An 18,242-nucleotide genomic window follows, 5' to 3' on the forward strand; every position below is an offset into this window, starting at 1 on the left:
TGAAAAGGCATGGCCAACAAGACATTCGCGGAAGTGCAGGATTTTCTGAAGGGCAAGGTCATTCTGGTGGCGAACCGGGGCATTCCGGCCCGGCGTATTTGCCGTTCCATCCGGGAGCGCTTTGACGCGGTGGCGGCCATGACCGCCACAGACGTGGACAAGACCGCTCCCGCCGCCTCCACGGCCCAGGAGTTGGTGCTGCTGGGCAGCGAGCCGCGCGCGTATCTGGACATCGACAGAATCATCGACATGGCCAAGCAGCGCGGCGTGGTGGGCATCCATCCCGGCTGGGGCTTCGCCTCCGAGGACACGCGCTTTCCTCAACGCTGCAAGGAAGCCGGTATTACCTTTATCGGCGCCACGGCCGAGGCCATGAACCTCCTGGGCAACAAGGTCCAGGCGCGCGAGGTGGCCCGTAAACTGGGCATTCCCGTGGTGCCCGGTTCCGACGGAGCGGTGGATATTTCCACGGCCCGCCGTCTGATCAGCGAGATCGGCCTGCCCATTATGCTCAAGGCCGAGGGCGGCGGCGGCGGCCGGGGTATTTTCGCCATTCATAACGAAGCCGAGCTGGAAGACGCCTTTTTCAAGGCCTCTTCCATGGCCCAGGCCTCGTTCGGCAACCCGCGTCTTTTTGTGGAAAAATTTCTGAGCGGCGTGCGCCACATTGAAATCCAGGTCATTGCCGACATGTACGGCAATGTCTTCGCCTTTGATGAACGCGACTGCACCGTGCAGCGCAACCATCAGAAGCTGATCGAAATCACGCCTTCGCCCTGGCCGGGCGTAACCCGCGAGCTGCGTGAGCGCCTCAAGGATTATTCCCGCCGCCTGGTGCGCGCTGTGGGATACCATTCTCTGGCCACGGTGGAATTTCTGGTTACGGCCGAGGGTACGCCGTATCTGATTGAAGTGAATACCCGTCTGCAGGTGGAACACGGCATCACCGAGTGCCGCTACGGCATCGACCTGGTGGAAGAGCAGATCGCTGTGGCTTTCGGCGCCGAGCTGCGCTACCGCGAGGAAAACCTGCGGCCTTCCTACTGCGCCATGCAGGTGCGTATCAATTGCGAAAATCCGCAGGACAACTTCGCGCCCAACTCCGGCCTGATCTCGCGTTATGTTTCGCCCGGCGGCCTGGGTGTGCGCCTGGACTCCAATATCAGCGCTGGCTATGAGTTCCCGGCCAACTATGATTCCGCGGGCGCGCTCCTGATCGCCTACGCCCATGACTGGGAAAAGACCCTGGGCATCATGGACCGCGCTCTGGGCGAATACGTCATCGGCGGCATCAAGACCACGATTCCTTTCTTCCGCAAGGTCATCAAGAATCCTTTGTTCCGCAAGGGCGACATCAATACCAATTTCATCGCCGACCATCCCGAGCTGATGCTCTATACGGATCTGGCCCCGGAAGGGGAGCGCCTGGCCCGGCTGGTGGCTGAAATTTCGGCCAAGGGCTTCAATCCCTATGTGCAGCTCGGGGAATACCGTTCTGCCACCACGCCCTGTCTCGGCCCCTTCGAGCCGGTGCTGCCGACCATCAGCACGGCCGCCCGGCGGCAGCCCTCGCCCTACCCGCAGGGCGACAGGCTGGCGACCCTGGATTTCATTCGTGATTCCGGCTACGTGCACTTTACGGACACCACGCCGCGCGACTTCACCCAGTCCAATTCCGGCAACCGCTTCCGCTTGGCCGAGGACAGGCTCATCGGTCCTTACCTGGACAATGTGGGCTATTTCTCCATTGAGAATGGCGGCGGCGCTCACTTCCATGTGGCCATGATGGCCAATATGACCTATCCCTTCACCGAAGCCCGTGAGTGGAACAGCTTCGCCCCCAAGACGCTCAAGCAGCTGCTGGTGCGCTCCACCAACGTGCTGGGCTATACGCCCCAGCCGCGCAACCTGATGCGCAAGACCGGGGAAATGATCTGCGATTACTACCAGGTGGTGCGCTGTTTCGACTTCCTCAACCATGTTGAAAACATGCGGCCCATCGCTGAAGTGGTCATGTCCCGCAAGGACGTCATCTTTCAGCCCGCTTTGTCCATGTCCTGGGCCAAGGGTTTTGACGTGGCCCATTACCTCAACGTCACCGAAGCAATTCTGCGCATGGTGGGCGACGTCATGGGCGTGGACCCCAAGGAGGCTTCACGCCATATCATCCTGGGGCTCAAGGATATGGGCGGCGTCTGCCCGCCGCGCTTCATGACCGCTTTGGTCGGCGCCCTGCGCAAGGCCTGGCCGGAACTGGTTCTGCATTACCATCGCCATTACACAGACGGTCTTTTCGTACCGGCCTGCGGCGCGGCGGCCAAGGCCGGAGCCCACATCCTCGACGTGGGCCTGGGCGCGGCGGTGCGTTCCTACGGGCAGGGCGGCGTGCTCTCCACCATGGCATATCTTGAGGACGAACTGGGCCTCCAGTGCCACTTGAATAAAAACGCCCTCCGCGACGCCAACTTCGTCTGCAAGCAGATCATGCCCTACTATGACCGTTACTGCGCGCCCTATTTCCAGGGCATCGACTATGACGTCACCCTGCACGGCATGCCCGGCGGGGCCACGTCCTCCTCGCAGGAAGGGGCCATGAAGCAGGGCTACATCCATCTGCTGCCCTATATGCTCAAATTCCTGGAAGGCACCCGCCAGATCGTGCGCTACCATGATGTGACGCCCGGTTCGCAGATCACCTGGAATACGGCTTTTCTGGCCGTCACCGGGGCCTGGAAGCGCGGCGGCGAGGAAGAAGTGCGCTTTCTTCTCGAAGTGCTGGGCGAAGTGACCCGCACCCCCGAGGCGGAACTCTCGCCGGAAATGCACAAGGCCCGGCTTTCCATCTATCAGGATTGCAACGACGCCTTCCGCAACCTGCTGCTGGGCAAATTCGGTAAACTGCCTCTGGGGTTCCCGGCGGACTGGGTATATGAAAGCGCCTTTGGTTCCGATTGGAAGTCCGCCATTGCCAAGCGCACCGAAAATTCGCCTCTGGAAACGCTGCCGGACGCCAATCTGGCCGCGGAGGAAAAGGCCTGCACCGAAATTCTTAAGCGGCGGCCCAATGAAGAAGAGTTTGTGCTCTACCTCAACCATCCGGCCGACGCCCTGAAAACAGTCCAGTTCAAGGCCAAGTTCGGCGATCCCAACAATCTGCCGCTGCATGTCTGGTTCGAAGGGCTGAAAGTGGGACAGGATCTCTATTTTAACGATACCAGCGGCAAGCCGCACCATCTGGCTCTGCTGAGCATTTCCCGTCCCAACGAAGCGGGCATTTCCATCTGCCGCTACGTGCTGGATTCGGAATTCATGAGCTGCGAAGTGCAGGTCAGCCAGCCCTCCGCCCAGAAGGGCAAGGGCACGCTGATGGCCGATCCCTCCAACCGATACCATGTGGCCGCGCCCAGCAACGGCGACCTGTGGGTCATGTACGTCCATCCCGGCGAGGTGGTAAAGGCCGGCGAAGAACTCTTCAATGTCTCGATCATGAAGCAGGAAAAGGCTGTGCTGGCCCCGGTGGACGGCATCGTCAAACGCGTGCTCAAGACCGCCGACTTCAAGGAAAGCAAGCAGATGGTTTCTGTGCGCGAAGGCGAACTGATCGTGGAACTCGGGCCGGTGCCGCGCATGTGCAGCAATGAAGCCTGCGGACAGCCCATTCCCATGGAAAACGCGGCCTTCTGTCCCTACTGCGGTTCTCGCGTGGGTTAGGAAGCTATGGACAGTTTTGCATTACTGGTATATGTCGCATAGAAGAGCGCTTTTTCTTTCCCGTCATACCGGAGGAAATCATGGCTAAAAGTCCCGCCGCTAAAACAGCGCAGGCCAAGCCCAAAACCAATTCTGCCGAATTGATTCAGAAGAAGCTAGTGCTGACCGGCGCGGACATCGTGAAGCTCGGGCCCGAGGCGGAATTGCTTGTCGGCGGCAAGAACTATAATACGGCCCTGATCAGCCAGATTGAGGGCATTCAGGCGCCGCATTTTCGTGCGGTCTCTTCGCTGGCCTTTCATCGTCTGCTGGATGAAACCAAGGTCAATGGCCGTGTAGTGCGCTCTGTGGTGGATAAAGAGTATGGTCGCATTGACTGGAACGATCCGGAAATAAATCAGGATCCCGATTTCCTGCAAAAATTTGTACGCCAGTTGGGCAAGCAGAGCCATGACGCCGCCAAGGCCGAGGGAGAGCAGTCGCATACCAAATTGCGAACCTTTATCAATAATATTGTGGAAGGTTTTGCCACGTCTCCTGAGGGTATCGACCAGCTGCGCAAGCGCTCGGTGATGGTGCAGGCCGCTATTCTTTCCGTGGATATGCCCGCTGAAGTGGATGAGGCCGTGCGCGGGGCCTACAAAGCCATCTGTGAGGAAAACGGCGACGACATGACCCCTGTGGCCGTGCGTTCTTCCGCCGCCGGCGAAGATTCGCGCAAAAAAGCTTTTGCCGGTCTGCAAGATACTTATCTGAACATGGTAGGCGCGGATAAGGTGGTGGAAGCCTATCACTGGGACTGTTCCTCTGCTTACAATCTGCGCTCCATGACCTACCGGCGAGAAGCCATCCTGGACGCTCTGGCCCGTGCTGAAGAGACCGGCGACGAATCCATTGCCGAAATGGCAAAACAGGAATGGGCCATTGAGCATACGTCTCTCTCCGTCTGCATGATGCAGATGATCAATCCCGTGATTTCCGGCACGGCCTTTTCCGCCGATACGGCCACAGGCTGTCGGGGCACGGATCGCAAGGATCTGGTGAGCATCGACGCCAGCTATGGTCTCGGCGAGGCCGTGGTGGGCGGCAAGGTGACGCCTGACAAGCTCTATGTCTTCCAGCGAGACGACGGCAGCGAGGTGGTTATCCGCCAGATGGGCTGCAAGGATATGAAAATCGTCTATGACGAAAAGGGCGGCACGCGCGAAGTGCCCGTGCCCGAGCTGGAAGCCCTGCGCTGGGCTTTGTCTCTGAGCCAGGCTGAACGGGTTGCCAAGGGCGTGCGCGCCGTGAGCAAGGCCTACGGCGGCATGATTATGGATACGGAATTCTGCATCGACGCCAACGACAAACTCTGGTTCGTGCAGGCCCGGCCTGAAACCCGCTGGAACGAAGATCTGGAACTGCACCCCACCACCATTTTCATGCGTCGCCGCGAGGTGGACGCCAAGGCTGCGGCCGAAGCGGAAATTCTGGTGGAGGGCAACGGCGCTTCACGCGGGGCGGGTCAGGGCACGGTGCGTTTTCTGCGCTCCGCCCTTGAGCTGAATAAGATTGCCAAGGGTGACGTGCTGGCCGCTGAACGCACAGATCCGGACATGGTGCCGGGTATGCGCGTGGCCTCCGCCATCATGGCGGATGTGGGCGGCGACACCAGCCATGCCGCCATCACGTCGCGCGAACTGGGCATAGCGGCGGTCATCGGCATTCAGCGGGTGGACGTGTTGCGCGCCCTGGACGGCGCGGAAGTGACCGTGGACGGTACGCGCGGGCGGGTCTACCGCGGCTTGCTGCCCCTGCATCAGGTGGGCGGCGAAATGGACGTGGCGAAACTGCCGCCTACGAAAACCAAAGTGGGCTTGGTGCTGGCCGACGTGGGCCAGGCGCTCTTCCTTTCGCGTCTGCGCAACCATCCCCAGTTTGAAGTGGGCCTGTTGCGGGCGGAATTCATGCTGGGCAACATCAGCATCCATCCCCAGGCTCTGGAGGCCTTTGATAACGGCGAACTTGACGGTGTTGTCCAGGCCAAGGTCAAGGAGCTGGAGAATCGCCTTTCCAAGGTGTTGCGCGAGCAGATGGCCGCTGGTCTGATTGTCTTTAATTTCAATCTGCGCGAATACGTGGGTGAAATCACCGGCCTGTCCGCTGAGGTCAGCGCTCTGGCCGATGCCGACAAAAGCCTGAGCGCCGAGGAAGTCCTGCTGCAGCATCGCAAAATGCGCGAGCTGGACCACAAGATTGACCAGCATATGGAGATGGCCTCGCGCCGTATCGAGGTGCTGAAGACCTCGCCCGATCTGGCGGATCATGTGCGGATCATCATGGGCTACGACGACGAGCTGGCCCTGCTGCCGTCCGCTGATCCGGAATCAGCCAAGCGCGCTGCTGAAATCGAAGCCAGCGTGGAAGCGCATGTGCAGCGGATTCAGGATCTGCCCGCCGTGGTCAAGCTGCTGGAAAACATCCTCCATCTGCGCGAGGAGATTGGCCTGCGTACCGGGCTTAAAAAGGAAATGGACGATGTGCGCAACCTGCCGGAAAAAATCCGCGGCCTTATCAAGGCGCGCGGTTTCCGCACCGGCAAGGAGCACTATGTCCAGACCCTGGCCCAGAATCTGGCCCTTTTTGCCATGGCCTTCTACGGCAAACCCATTACCTACCGCACCACGGACTTCAAGAGCAACGAATACCGCAACCTTCTGGGCGGCAATCTTTTCGAGCATCAGGAAGCCAATCCCATGCTGGGTTATCGCGGCGTGTCGCGGAATATCCATGACTGGGAAATAGAGGCCTTCAAGTTGGCGCGCGGCGTTTACGGCGGCAGCAATCTGCGTATGATGCTGCCCTTTGTGCGTACCCTTGAGGAAGCCCGCTCCATGCGCTGCTATCTGGACCAGGTGCACAAGCTCAAGAGCGGCCACGACGGCCTGAAGATCATCCTCATGTCCGAACTGCCCTCCAACGCCATTCTGGCGAAGCAGTTCGTCAGCGAGTTTGACGGCTTCTCCATCGGTTCCAACGACATGACCCAGATGGTGTTGGCTACGGACCGTGACAACGCGCGCCTTGCCCATATTTATGATGAAGAGGACCCGGCGGTGGTCTGGGCCATCCTGGTCAGCATCTTTACCGGCCAGAAGTACGGCAAGAAGGTGGGCTTCTGCGGTCAGGGCGTTTCCAACAGCCTCATTCTGCGCGGCTTGGTGGCTATTGCCGGGATTACCTCGGCCTCGGTGGTGCCGGACACTTATTACCAGACCGTCTTTGACATCGCGGCTGTGGAAAAGGAAAACATCCCCACTTCCCAGCTCGGCAAATGGCTTGGACAGCAGCACCATAAGCGGCTGGCGGAGCTTATGGAAACAGCCGGTTATGGGCATATTCTCAAGAAATACACGGAACCGCAGGACATTCAGGAATGGTACGAAGGCGAGCTGCAGCGGCGGCATGAACAGTTGCGCGAGCATCTGGACACGCCCAAGGAAGGCTTCTACCGCGCCGAGCTGCAGAGCTTCCGTTCCACCTTCCACAAGCCGGTGATCTACGCCACCTGGAATTGGGACGATACCGTGCTGGATGCCCTGCATCAGTCTGGTTTTGAGAACTTCGATGAGCAGGCCAAGGCGTTGGAGATCTCCCGCGAGCTGAATGCCTAACCTTAGAGCAAATTGACTTTCAAAGTTAACCTTTTCTAAAAAAGAAATATACTGAAAGAGGCCTGGACCCTGTGGGGTCCGGGCCTCTTTTCTTTAGGAAGGTGGTTGGCTTGTTCGCGTCCGGCGATCATGGAAAAACGTGTAAGCACCCGCGCCTGTCACGCTATGCGCGAGCGGCTTGAATTTCTGCTGCCACAGGGGAGGAATGAGAGGGGCGACAGATGAAAAGGGGAGCTTGAGCTCCCCTTCATTGTTATTGCTTTGCCGTGGCGGCAAATTGTTGCTGCTGTTTGCCCTGGTCTCCGCCAGGCCCCATACTCACGGCCTTGGAGGTGGACATGAGGTAGATCTCATGCGGGTCAAGGATCAGAATCACGGAGCCGTCGCCCATGATAGTGGCCCCGGAAATGCCTTTGAGATCGCCAAGATACGCACCCAGGGGCTTGATGACGATTTCCTGGCGTTCCAGAAGTTGATCCACGACCAGACCCAGACGGCGTTCATTATCATGGATGACCACCACGGACAGGACATCGGGCAGAGGGTCGGTACGCGGCAGGCCGAGCATTTCCGAAAGTTCCACAATGCCCAGCACTTCGCCGCGCAGTGTGACGGCCTTACGTCCCTTGACGTCGGTGAGACGTTCAAATTCTATCTTGGTGGTTTCCGACACGGCGTCCAGCGGAATGGCGTACATCTGGCCGGACACATTGACCATCAGAGCGTCGATGATCGCCAGGGTCAACGGCAGGCTCAAGGTGAAGCGCGTGCCCTTGCCCACTTCGGAATAGGTGTTGACGCTGCCTTTGAGATTTTTGATGTTGGTGCGCACCACGTCCATGCCCACGCCGCGCCCGGAAATATCCGTGATTTTTTCGGCGGAGGAGAAGCCCGGCGCGAAAATCAGTTCCATGGCCTCACGGTCATCCAGCTGAGCCGCTTCCTCGGGCGTGATGACGCCCTTGCGGATAGCTACTTCGCGCATTTTATCCGGGTCAATGCCCTTGCCGTCGTCTTCAATCTCAATGGCGACGGAATTGCCCTTGTGAAAGGCGCGCAGGGTGACCTTGCCCTTGGGCGCCTTGCCCGCAGCAAGACGCACGTCTTCCGATTCAATGCCGTGGTCCACGGAGTTGCGGATCAGATGCACCAGAGGATCGCCGATAACCTCCACCACGCTCTTGTCCAGTTCCGTTTCTTCGCCTTCCATGATCAGATCGACTTCCTTGCCGCTTTTGCGCGAAAGGTCGCGGACCAGGCGGGGGAAGCGCGAAAAGACCGAAGAAACGGGCACCATGCGGACTTTCATGATGGTGTCCTGCAAATCGTCGGAAATACGGGCCATGGCGTAGGTGGTTTCCGAAAGGCTCTGGGCCACTTCCGAAATATTCACGTTCTCGCCGCCGCCTTCAAGGGAACGGGCAATAAGGGTGTAACGGTTACGGTTGATGATCAGCTCGCCGATCAGATTCATCAAATGATCAAGGCGCTCGTGATCTACGCGGATAGTGGAGGAACTCTTGTGCGCTTCACCCGCCGGAGCGGCAGCCGCCGCTGCCTTTGCGGCGGAAGTCATGGGTTTGGGCTTGGCGGCGGCCGACGCGGGGGCGGGAGCCGTTTGGGCGGCTGGGGCCGGAGCGGAGGGAGCTGATGGGTTTGGTCGCGCCGAAGTTTTAGGCGTGGGCTCGGTTTTGACTTCTCCGGCAGGCGAGGGAGCGGATTGCTGCTTGGCCGACTCCGGCTTGGGGGTCGCCGTTACGGCGGAAGTCGACTGAACTTCGGAAGTCTTGGGAGAGGTCTCGGGTGCGGAAGAGGCTTCGGGAGTCTGGGCGGATGAACCCGCGTCAGCACTGATTTTACCTTCATCCAGCGCCTTCTGCACCATATCGTCGATAATGCTTACTTCCTGGCTCAGCAGGTCAACCATCAGTCCGAAATCAATGCCGCTGACGCGGCCCTGATCCACAATGCCCGCCGTGCGTTCAGCGTAGACCTTGATTTCCGTCTGGCCCACAAAGCTGCAGGCGTTTCTGACGGCGACAAGACAACGGTATACAGCGTCTATGGATTCCTTGTGACTGCCGTCTTTTTGCAGGGTTGCCAGAGCGGCGCGGATGATTTCGATCTGCTGGCGCACCGTCACGCGAAAGACTTCGGCGTCGTCGCCCTCGGAGCCTACGGGAATAATGGTGGGATTGACCACTTCCACAGGCGCGGCCTCTTTTTCCGGAACCTCGTCCTGCGTGTCGCTGCCGTTGTCCGCCATGCCGGGCGTCCCGTTCTGGGCAGCCAGCAATTCTTCGGGCAGAGAAATAGCGCCCCCGGCCAGAACCTGCTGTAACTGTTTGATGACCGGGCTGGTGTCGAAAGGCGTGGCTTGGCCGCTGGCGACCTCGATTTTTTGCACCAGGCCTTCCATCACGTCCGCAACCAGCAGGAGCAGGTCAATAAGCTCATGGCTGGGCGTGATTTTGCCCTGGCGCACATTGTTGAGCAGCGTTTCGGCTTCATGGGTCAGGGCATTGAGCTCATTGTAGCCGATAATGCCGCTGTTGCCCTTCATGTTGTGGAAAAAACGGAAGAGATCGTTGACCAGATCGTCCCGGCCGGTGGGGTTTTCTTCCAGTTCCAGCAACCCGTCATTCAGGCTCGCGATAATTTCATAGGATTCGTCGATGAAATCCTTGAGATGGCCTTCGCCAAAAGCGGTAAGCGCGTAGGACTCGCGACAGGGCAGAGCGGCGACCCATTCCTTGGTGCTCAGACCCGGGCTGTCATTGTCTTCAGCCGGGCTTCCTGCAGACTGTGCCGATGCCTCGGCTTTCGCCACCGGTTCGAGAGCTTCGGCGGCAAGCGGAGTGTCTCCCATCGGAGGCGCGGCCTCTTGCGGCGCGGCGGGTTCCGGTTGGGGCGTGCTGTCGCCGGCCATAATGGCTTCGATCTGCGCCATGATGTGCTCGATTTCCACATCGCCTTCGGCATTGGTGACTTCGAGATTGTCGATCATCTGGCGCAGGGCGTCCGTGGAGGCCAGGATTACATCCATGATCTCCGAGGTCACCACCATGCTGCCTTTGCGCAGTTCATCCAGGATATTTTCGGATTTGTGAGCCAGCTGGTTGATACGGTTCAAGCCCAGAAAGCCGGAAGCTCCCTTGAGAGAGTGCATGGGCCGGAAAATATCGTTGAGCAAGGCCAAGTTGTCCGGAGTTTTTTCAAGCTCCAGCAGATTCGGCTCGATGGTTTCGAGGTGTTCCTTGGCTTCAGCGATAAAATCCGCGAAAAGTTCCGGATCAAAAAATTCCTGGCTCATACCCATACCTTCGTTTGGCTGAAAGAGCAGAAGTGCTCCAGGTGGGGCACATACTGCTTTTCTTATCGGCTAGCCAAGAAGCATCTTTATGTTCCGAACCATTTTTTCCGGCTGGGCGGGTTTGACCATGTACAGGTTGGCTCCCAGGCTCATGCCGGTCTGGATGTCCTGTTCCTGGCCTTCGGTGGAAAGCACGATGATGGGGATGTCCTTATAGGCGTCCTGCGTGCGAATGGTCTTGATGAAGGTGAAACCGTCCATACGCGGCATATTGACGTCTGAGACGATCAAATCCACCGGCTCAAGGCTGTACAGTTTTTCAATGGCGTCCAGCCCGTCTTCGGCGGTACTGACTTTGAAGCCTTCGGACTTGAGCACAAAAGCCACCAGATTGCGGATGGTCTTGGAGTCATCAACGACCATAATGTGTTTAGGCATAATTCGTTCCTGTCCGTCATATGTGGGACTGTCATGGATTCCGGAATATATCTGGACACGTTAGTCAGTCTTTGTCACTTTTGCAAGCAGGTCTTTCTGAAAAAATTATTTGTAATGATGAAAAAACACGGCATATCAGGTTGCAAGAAGTTTTTGTACAATCATGTCAGGAGCAAGAATGCCGCATACATGATCATTTATATCGGCTATCCCGCATAAAAAATCCGCACTGGTGCCCAGCTGAACTTCGGCATTCCAGGTTATTTTATCTTGTTCAACAGTATGCATAGTTTGCACTTTGTCGATAATCAGACCTAGTTGCATTTGTTCAGCGGTGCAGACAATGATGAAACTCTGCGGCGTGTAGCGATAGTCCCGCTCCAGGGTGAGCAGGGCGTCCAGATGGAGCAGGGGAGTTACGCGCCCGCGCAAGTTAACGACCCCGGCCACAAACTGCGGGGCCAGGGGCAGCCTGACCAGTGGCATATGCCGCAATACTTCCTGAATGGCCGTCACGGGCAACAGAAAGGTCTGCTCCCGCACAAAAAATGAAACCATCTGAACGCGGGCTTCGTTGCGCAACCTTTGCTTCAGTGAAAGCTGTTGCGTCGTCGCCGCTGCCTCTCCGGCGACCGGCAACGCCGCGTCCGGTTCCAACACGGGCAGACCGGCCAGAGCGTCATTGCCGAGATACTTCTGGACGAAAGCCTGCTCAGCGTCGCTCAACCCGTCGTGCGTGCAACGGGAATCCAGTGCCTCAAAGCACTGGTCGGAAAAATATTCTTCCGGCGTCTTTACCATAAACCGAGCACTTCCTCAGCCAGGGCGTCATAACTCAGCGCGCCCCTGGATTGCGCGTTAATATCGTAAATAGTGCAGCCTAAGGCGCTGGCTTCGCGAAAATGCGTATCCACGCCGATGATTGTTGTGAAGAGGGCATGTCCCATTTTGCGCCGCATCAATTCCAGCACTCTGGTGCAGGCCTTGGCCCTTTTATCATACATGGTGGGCACCGCCCGATAACGGACGGGAGTCGGCAGCACCTTGTTCAACGTGTGCAATGTGTCAAACAGTAATTTAAGGCCGTGCAGAGCCAGAAAATCCGTCTGAATGGGGATAATCAGCAGGTCGGCCGCCACCAGGGCGTTGACCAGCAAAATGCCCACATGCGGCGGACAATCCAGCACCACAAAGTCATAGCCGTCCGTGAGGCTGCATAAGCTGCGGGCCAGTACGCTGCCCTTGGCGGTGCGCTCCCGGAAATCTACTTCCAGCTCCGAAAGACGGATGCTTCCCGGCGCGATATCCATCCCCTGTAAGGCAGCCGGGCGGATGAGCTCCGGCCAAATTTCAGGCCAAGTGCCGTCCCGCGCCAGAAAAATATCATACAGGCTGGTGCGCAGTTCCTCCGGATAAATCTTGGCGTGCAGCGTAGCGCAGGCATGCGGGTCAAGATCCAGTAGCAGGATCTTTTTACCTCGGCGTGCCAGCGCGCTGCCCAGCGTCAAGGATGTGGTGGTTTTGCCCACCCCACCTTTCTGATTAGCTATGGCCAGAATTCTCGCGCCCATGACGGCATGGCATCAACCCAGTTTGCGGTAGACGATTGTACCCTTGTGATGCTCAAGTTGGAACGCTCGGCTGATATTGTGCAGCGATTCCGAATGGCCGATGAGCAGCGCGCCGCTGGGTTCCAGATTATCGTAAAAGGCATTGATGACCTTCCGCTTCATTTCGTCGTCAAAGTAGATGATGACGTTGCGGCAGAATACGATCTGCGATTTCTCCACCCGCCGGAGCTGTTCCTTGTCGCTCAGGTTGATCTGCCCGAAGGAGATGAGCCGCTTGAGCATGGGGTCCACTTTGTAAAGATTGCCTTCCTTCCCGAAGTAGGTGGAGACAATTTCCTTGGGCGTGGTGCGCAGGGCGTATTCATTGTACACGCCGCGCCGGGCCGCGGCGAGCACGGCTTCCGAAAGGTCGTTGGCCGTGATCTTGATGTCCCAAGTGCGGATGTCGCTCTTAAGCACCTCATGCAGGATGATGGCCAGCGTGTAGGGTTCTTCGCCCGTGGAACAGCCGGCGGACCAAATTCTCAGCTTCTTCTGGCCGGACTTTCTGCATTGCTCCAGGGTTTCAGCCAGCACGGACTTCTGGAAGACCTCCAGTTGCGGTGGATTGCGGAAAAAACTGGTTTCATTGGTGGTGACCACCTCAAAGAGTTTGTTCAGCTCCTTGCGCCGATTGGCGTCGAAACGCAGAAAATTGTAATATTCATTATAACTTTTGAGGTTCAGTTCCTTGATCCGGTTGGAGAGCCGGTTTTCCACAAGATATTTGCGGTTTTCGGCAATAAAGATGCCGCATTGCAGATAGATGAAATCGCGCAGCAGCACGAATTCCTCGTCGGAAATTTGCAAATCCTTGCGAAAGGGCGAGGTGGCCCGGAACGCGGGAACCGTCTGCCCCTGTGGCCGGAAGGCCGAACCGGGCTGCAGCGTCGGGCGCTGGGGTTCGGCGGTCTGCTGACGGAGCAGGGAAGGACGCGCGGTGCCGGTCGTGCCGAAAGCGGATGCCGGCGCTGTTCCGTCCGCCCTGGCGGCAGGCTTGGCAAGGGAACGAGACGTCGTCTGGCTCTGCCTGTCCGCTGGCGTCTGACCGGCGGGTCGGAAAGTGGAAAACGGGCGCGTGCCGGTCTGGGGAGCGGCGGGTGTACTTTGCGCGGATCTGAACGGCGAGCTCGCAGGTGCGTCAGCGGCCGGGGCAGGCGTTCTGAAAGCCGATCCGGGCTGGTTTTGTCCGGCGCCGGAAAACGCGGATGGCTGTCTGGGCTTGTACAGCGAGGTGGGCCGCTCCGCCGCGCCCGTGGCGGCGGGTTGAGCGCCGGGCTTATTCTCGGAAGCCTCTGCCTTGGAGTCCGATTCGCCGTTTTTGAATAAGGACGTTTTGGGAAAAAGCGTGGGAGGGGTAGCCATAATTACTCCTGTTCCGCCTGAATGGCGGCCACGGCATCAGCCGCCGCATGCTGGATTTCGAGATCTTCGTGATCCATCATGCCCAGCAATACGCTGAAGGCGACATTGCCGCCGATCCTGCCCAGCGCTTCAATGATCTTAAAAGCGATCATGGGACTCGCGTGTTCCAGCATCTGCGCCAGGGTGGGCACGGCTTCGGTATTTTTATTCACGCCCAAGGCTTCAATGGCGCGGATACGTACCCAGTCGTTCTCATCCCTGAGGGCGGTGACCAGATGCGGCATGACCGCCGATGTGCCGATTTGCCCCAGAAGATCCACCAGTGCCACGCGCACATCTTTGTCTTCGTCAAACAACCGGGGCAGCAGGCGAGGCAGATAGCGCTCCGCCGCGCCCCCCATGTTCAGAAAGGACTCCACCGCCACCCGGCGGATGGCGGGATCCGCGTCCTCCAAAGCTTCCGTGATTTCCGAAAGGTTCTCGGACACGCTGTAACGCCCCAGAGCATACACGGCCATCATGCGCTGCATGGCATCGTCGCTGCGGAAGCGCTCTTTGAAGCGCTCGTTCAACTTGGAACTGTGCAGGTTGATGCAAGCCTCCAGGGCCATTTCCTTCACGTCCACATAGCGGTGTTCGAGCTGGCTGAAGACCACGTCCTCCACGTCCGGACAGGTATGCTGATTGCCGAAAAAGACCAGCGCGCTTTTAAGCACTTCGGCGTCTTCGCATTCGTCGATGATGGAGAGAAAGAAGGGCATATCGTCGCAGCTGCCCAACTGCGCCACTTCCGCCACGGCGGCGCGTTGCAGTTCGCGGCTCACGCGCCAGAAGAGGTTCTTGATTTCCTCCACCGGGCGGTGGTCGTCCATGAGCTGGCAGGCTTCCATGGCGATCATGATCCGATTTTCGTCCGCGCTGCGCAAGGCGTCGCGCACAATATCGTTGTAGCCGATGGAAGCCAGGGCCCTGATGGCGGCTTCATACAGCTCGGCCTTACGTTCCGGGTCCAGCTCAGATGCCAAGTCGAGGATGGCGCTGCTGGCCTCTTCCTTGCCGATGGCGCTGAGGCCCTGCAGGGCGGCCATCTGAATATCCTCGTCATTGTCGGAAAGCGCATCCAGGAGGTAGGCGCGCAGGCGCTCCTGGGATTTGGCGGCCAGGAGGGAGAGCGAGCGCCCGCTCAAAATCTGGACAATGGCCTTGACGATCTTGTGGCGCAGAATCACGCTGACGTTTTCCAGAGAATTGAACAGCAGAGGGATGGTTTTGATGTCGCCCAGACCGCCCAACGCGTCAATGATGGCCGAGCTGACCAGCATGGAAGATTGCGGCAGCAGTTGCACCAGAGCGTTGATGGCTGACGGATCCTTGATTTTGGCCAGGGCCTCCACCACGGCAAACTGCACCCATTCCTCATCGTGCATGGCCTGGCAGAGGTCGCCCACGGACTCGGGGAAGGCCAGGTTGCCCAGACTGACGGCCGCCTGGTAGCGCACATTGACTTCCGGATCCTTGAGCAGCGCGTCGCCGAGCAGCAGCGCGGACTGGTGGCTGCGGCAATAACCCAGAATATCGGCGATGAAGATGCGCAGGTCGGGATCGTCGTCGCGGAGGTAGGGCTGCATGCTTTCAATGCTGTCCACCCCGATTTCCCGCAGGATGTCCATGGCTACATTGCGCACCGGCGCTTCGTCGCTACGCAGCAAAGGCAGCAAAGCCTCAATGGCTTGCGGCCCGCGTATTTTGCGCAGGCCGTATTCCGCGGCTTCCTGCACGCCGATGTTTTCGCTTTTGATTCGTTCGCAGAGCAGAGGCACAGCCTCTTCCATGCCCATATCGCCCGCGCTGAAAGCCGCGCTGCGGGCGTTGTCGTTATCACCGGATCGAAGGGCTTCGAGAATCTGCGCCGCGCTGTATTGCGAATTTTCCATGCTCATAGTGGGGTATCCTGATGAAATACGGGTCAGCCTTTGACCGTAGAGATAATGGCTTGAGCTATATCGTCGGCATCCAGAATCAGATTGGCGAGTCTGGCGTCCACCACGGCCTTGGGCATGCCGTAGACCACGCAGGATGCCTCATTCTGGGCAATGAGGCAGCCACCCTTTTCCTTGAGAATACGGGCCCCTTCGCAACCGTCGGAACCCATGCCCGTGAGCATGACCCCCATGGTACGGCGCCCAAGACAGCGCCCCGCCGTTTCCATGAGCACGTTGACTGTGGGCTTGTACAGCGCGTCGCGCGGCTCATCGGTCACGGCCACTTCGGGCAGGGGGCCGCGCATGCGCACGCCGATATGCTTGCCGCCCGGGCAGACATAGGCGTGGCCGTTTTTAAATTTGTCGCCGTTGACCGCCTCGGAAACCGAGATTTTGCATACGCTGTCCAGGCGCTTGGCAAAAGGACCGGTAAAGGTCGCCGGCATATGCTGGGCGATGAGGATGCAGGCCGGAAGATCAGCGGGCAGGGCGGAAAGAACTTTCTGCACGACCGGCGGTCCGCCCGTGGAAACGCCGATGACCACCAGATCGCGCGGTCCGTGGCAGGGCGTCTGGACATAGTCCGCAGGTTGCGAAGGTTGGCTGCGATGGGCAAGAGGTTGCACGATATGGTTGATGCGGCGGTATTTCAGCTTCACGATGGTTTTTTTACGGGCAATCGCCTTGACCTTGCGACGCAACTCGTCCCCGAAACAATCGCGGTCGTTGCTCATGGTTTTGAGAATAAAATCCAGAGCCCCGTATTCCATGGCTTTCAAGGTGCTTTCAGCGCCGCTTTCCGTGAGCGAACTGACCATCAGCACCGGCATGGGGTGCGTTTTCATAAGTTCCTGAAGGGTCGCCAGGCCGTCAAGACGCGGCATTTCCACATCCAGAGTCATGACGTCGGCATCCAGCTCTCCGGCTTTCTGCAGAGCCTCCTGGCCGTCGCGTGCCGTACCGGCCACTTTGATTTCCGGATCCTGCTCCAAGAGGGAAACCAGGGCATGGCGCATGAAAGTTGAATCATCCACAACAAGGACACGGATCATAAAAACGCTCGCTCCGGAATGAAGTTTTCCCGCGTTCCGAGAATACATCGGCCATGTTACGCCAGGAGGGTTGATTTGACAAACAAAAAAAAGCCTTGCCAAATGTATTCGTCCGGCGTAAAGTGCCTCTCTTAACGGGATGTGGCTCAGCTTGGCTAGAGCGCAGCGTTCGGGACGCTGAGGCCGCGCGTTCAAATCGCGCCATCCCGACCAGGAAATTCAGGGCTTGCGTATCCACGCAAGCCCTTTTCCATAAGGGGCTTTAGCCAGTTGAGCGAGCGTTTGCGAGAGAAACAGAAATCCACCCGCTATTGGTCTGACCCCTGTCAAGTAGACAGGTAAAAATCCCCCGGGGCAACGATTACGCGGCCAGCTTTTCTCGGTACTCTACCGGGGAAAGCTGGCCGAGCCTTTTCTGAAACCGTTCCTTGTTGTAGAAGAGGATATATGCTTCTACCAAGGCAATAGTTTCATCCTTGGGTAACGGTTGGTTGTCTGTAAATAATTCTGTTTTGAGATGAGAGAAGAATGACTCCGCACAGGCGTTATCCAGGCAGTTCCCCTTACGGGAATGGCTGCCAAGAATCTGCAAACTGCCAAGCCGTTCCTGAGATGTCTTGTGGGTGTACTGAAAGCCCTGATCAGAGTGCAACACGGCTCCAGGCATGGCCGGAAGTCTAGACAGTGTGGCAAGCACCAGTTCAAGGTCATTTCTGGCTGAGAGGCTGTATGCGATAATCTCGGTGTTGTGCAAATCCTGCACTGCCGACAAGTAAATAAAACCGGAGCTTGTCGGCAGATAGGTGATATCTGTCGCAAGTTTTTTACCGGGAACATCGCTTTTGAAGTCACGGCCAAGGAGGTTCGGAAACACAATACTGCCCGATTTGCCAACGTAACGGCGTTTTTTACGGATAACCGATTGAATGCCAAGTTTTTGCATCAAGCGATGAACTCGCTTATGGTTTACGATAAGCCCTTCACGATGCAAAGTTGTCGTTATACGACGATATCCGTAGAAGGGGCGTAATGAGTGAATCGCTTTAATGTACTCCACAATATCTTCATTGTTGTCTTGCTTGGGTACACTCTTCTTCCATTTATAATATCCAGAC

10 protein-coding genes and 1 tRNA gene are annotated in these 18,242 nt (G+C 57.9%); 3 read left to right on the forward strand and 8 right to left on the reverse strand.

Features of this window, described 5'->3' with window-relative positions; all coding sequences use genetic code 11:
* Window positions 1-9: 9 nt before the first annotated feature.
* Window positions 10-3,711, forward strand: coding sequence for a pyruvate carboxylase (locus HMPREF1022_RS01390; RefSeq protein WP_009301561.1), 3,702 nt, complete (start codon window positions 10-12; stop codon window positions 3,709-3,711).
* A gap of 80 nt (window positions 3,712-3,791) precedes the next feature.
* The gene (locus HMPREF1022_RS01395; RefSeq protein ID WP_009301562.1) at window positions 3,792-7,367 is read left to right on the forward strand and encodes a PEP/pyruvate-binding domain-containing protein; all 3,576 of its coding nucleotides are present in this window, start codon (window positions 3,792-3,794) and stop codon (window positions 7,365-7,367) included.
* 253 nt (window positions 7,368-7,620) lie between these two features.
* Here HMPREF1022_RS01395 and HMPREF1022_RS01400 read toward each other — a convergent pair whose 3' ends face one another.
* From HMPREF1022_RS01400 to HMPREF1022_RS01430, 7 genes are all read right to left on the reverse strand, one after another.
* A complete protein-coding gene (locus tag HMPREF1022_RS01400; RefSeq protein ID WP_009301563.1) occupies window positions 7,621-10,680 on the reverse strand; it encodes a chemotaxis protein CheA in 3,060 nt (1,019 codons plus the stop codon).
* Window positions 10,681-10,749: 69 nt separating this feature from the next.
* Window positions 10,750-11,118, reverse strand: coding sequence for a response regulator (locus HMPREF1022_RS01405; RefSeq protein WP_008683895.1), 369 nt, complete (start codon window positions 11,116-11,118; stop codon window positions 10,750-10,752).
* 135 nt (window positions 11,119-11,253) lie between these two features.
* Window positions 11,254-11,919: a chemotaxis protein CheW gene (locus HMPREF1022_RS01410; RefSeq protein WP_008683900.1), complete on the reverse strand. Its 666-nt coding sequence runs from the start codon at window positions 11,917-11,919 to the stop codon at window positions 11,254-11,256.
* Window positions 11,913-12,689, reverse strand: coding sequence for a ParA family protein (locus HMPREF1022_RS01415; RefSeq protein ID WP_009301565.1), 777 nt, complete (start codon window positions 12,687-12,689; stop codon window positions 11,913-11,915). Before HMPREF1022_RS01415 ends, HMPREF1022_RS01410 begins: the two co-directional genes overlap by 7 nt.
* 12 nt (window positions 12,690-12,701) lie before the next feature.
* The gene (locus tag HMPREF1022_RS16440) at window positions 12,702-13,538 is read right to left on the reverse strand and encodes a CheR family methyltransferase (protein ID WP_050801240.1); all 837 of its coding nucleotides are present in this window, start codon (window positions 13,536-13,538) and stop codon (window positions 12,702-12,704) included.
* Between the two features lie 557 nt (window positions 13,539-14,095).
* Window positions 14,096-16,033: a HEAT repeat domain-containing protein gene (locus tag HMPREF1022_RS01425; protein ID WP_009301567.1), complete on the reverse strand. Its 1,938-nt coding sequence runs from the start codon at window positions 16,031-16,033 to the stop codon at window positions 14,096-14,098.
* Between the two features lie 26 nt (window positions 16,034-16,059).
* Entirely contained in the window at window positions 16,060-17,127 is a 1,068-nt protein-coding gene (locus HMPREF1022_RS01430; protein ID WP_008683908.1) for a protein-glutamate methylesterase/protein-glutamine glutaminase, read from the reverse strand.
* 135 nt (window positions 17,128-17,262) lie between these two features.
* Here HMPREF1022_RS01430 and HMPREF1022_RS01435 point away from each other — a divergent pair.
* Window positions 17,263-17,340: transfer RNA gene (locus tag HMPREF1022_RS01435), tRNA-Pro, on the forward strand.
* 148 nt (window positions 17,341-17,488) lie between these two features.
* Here HMPREF1022_RS01435 and HMPREF1022_RS18420 read toward each other — a convergent pair.
* A partial coding sequence (locus HMPREF1022_RS18420) for an IS3 family transposase (RefSeq protein ID WP_009301568.1) occupies window positions 17,489-18,242 on the reverse strand: 754 nt, incomplete at its 5' end.

Source organism: Desulfovibrio sp. 6_1_46AFAA, assembly GCF_000224635.1.
GTDB classification, from domain to species: domain Bacteria; phylum Desulfobacterota; class Desulfovibrionia; order Desulfovibrionales; family Desulfovibrionaceae; genus Desulfovibrio; species Desulfovibrio fairfieldensis.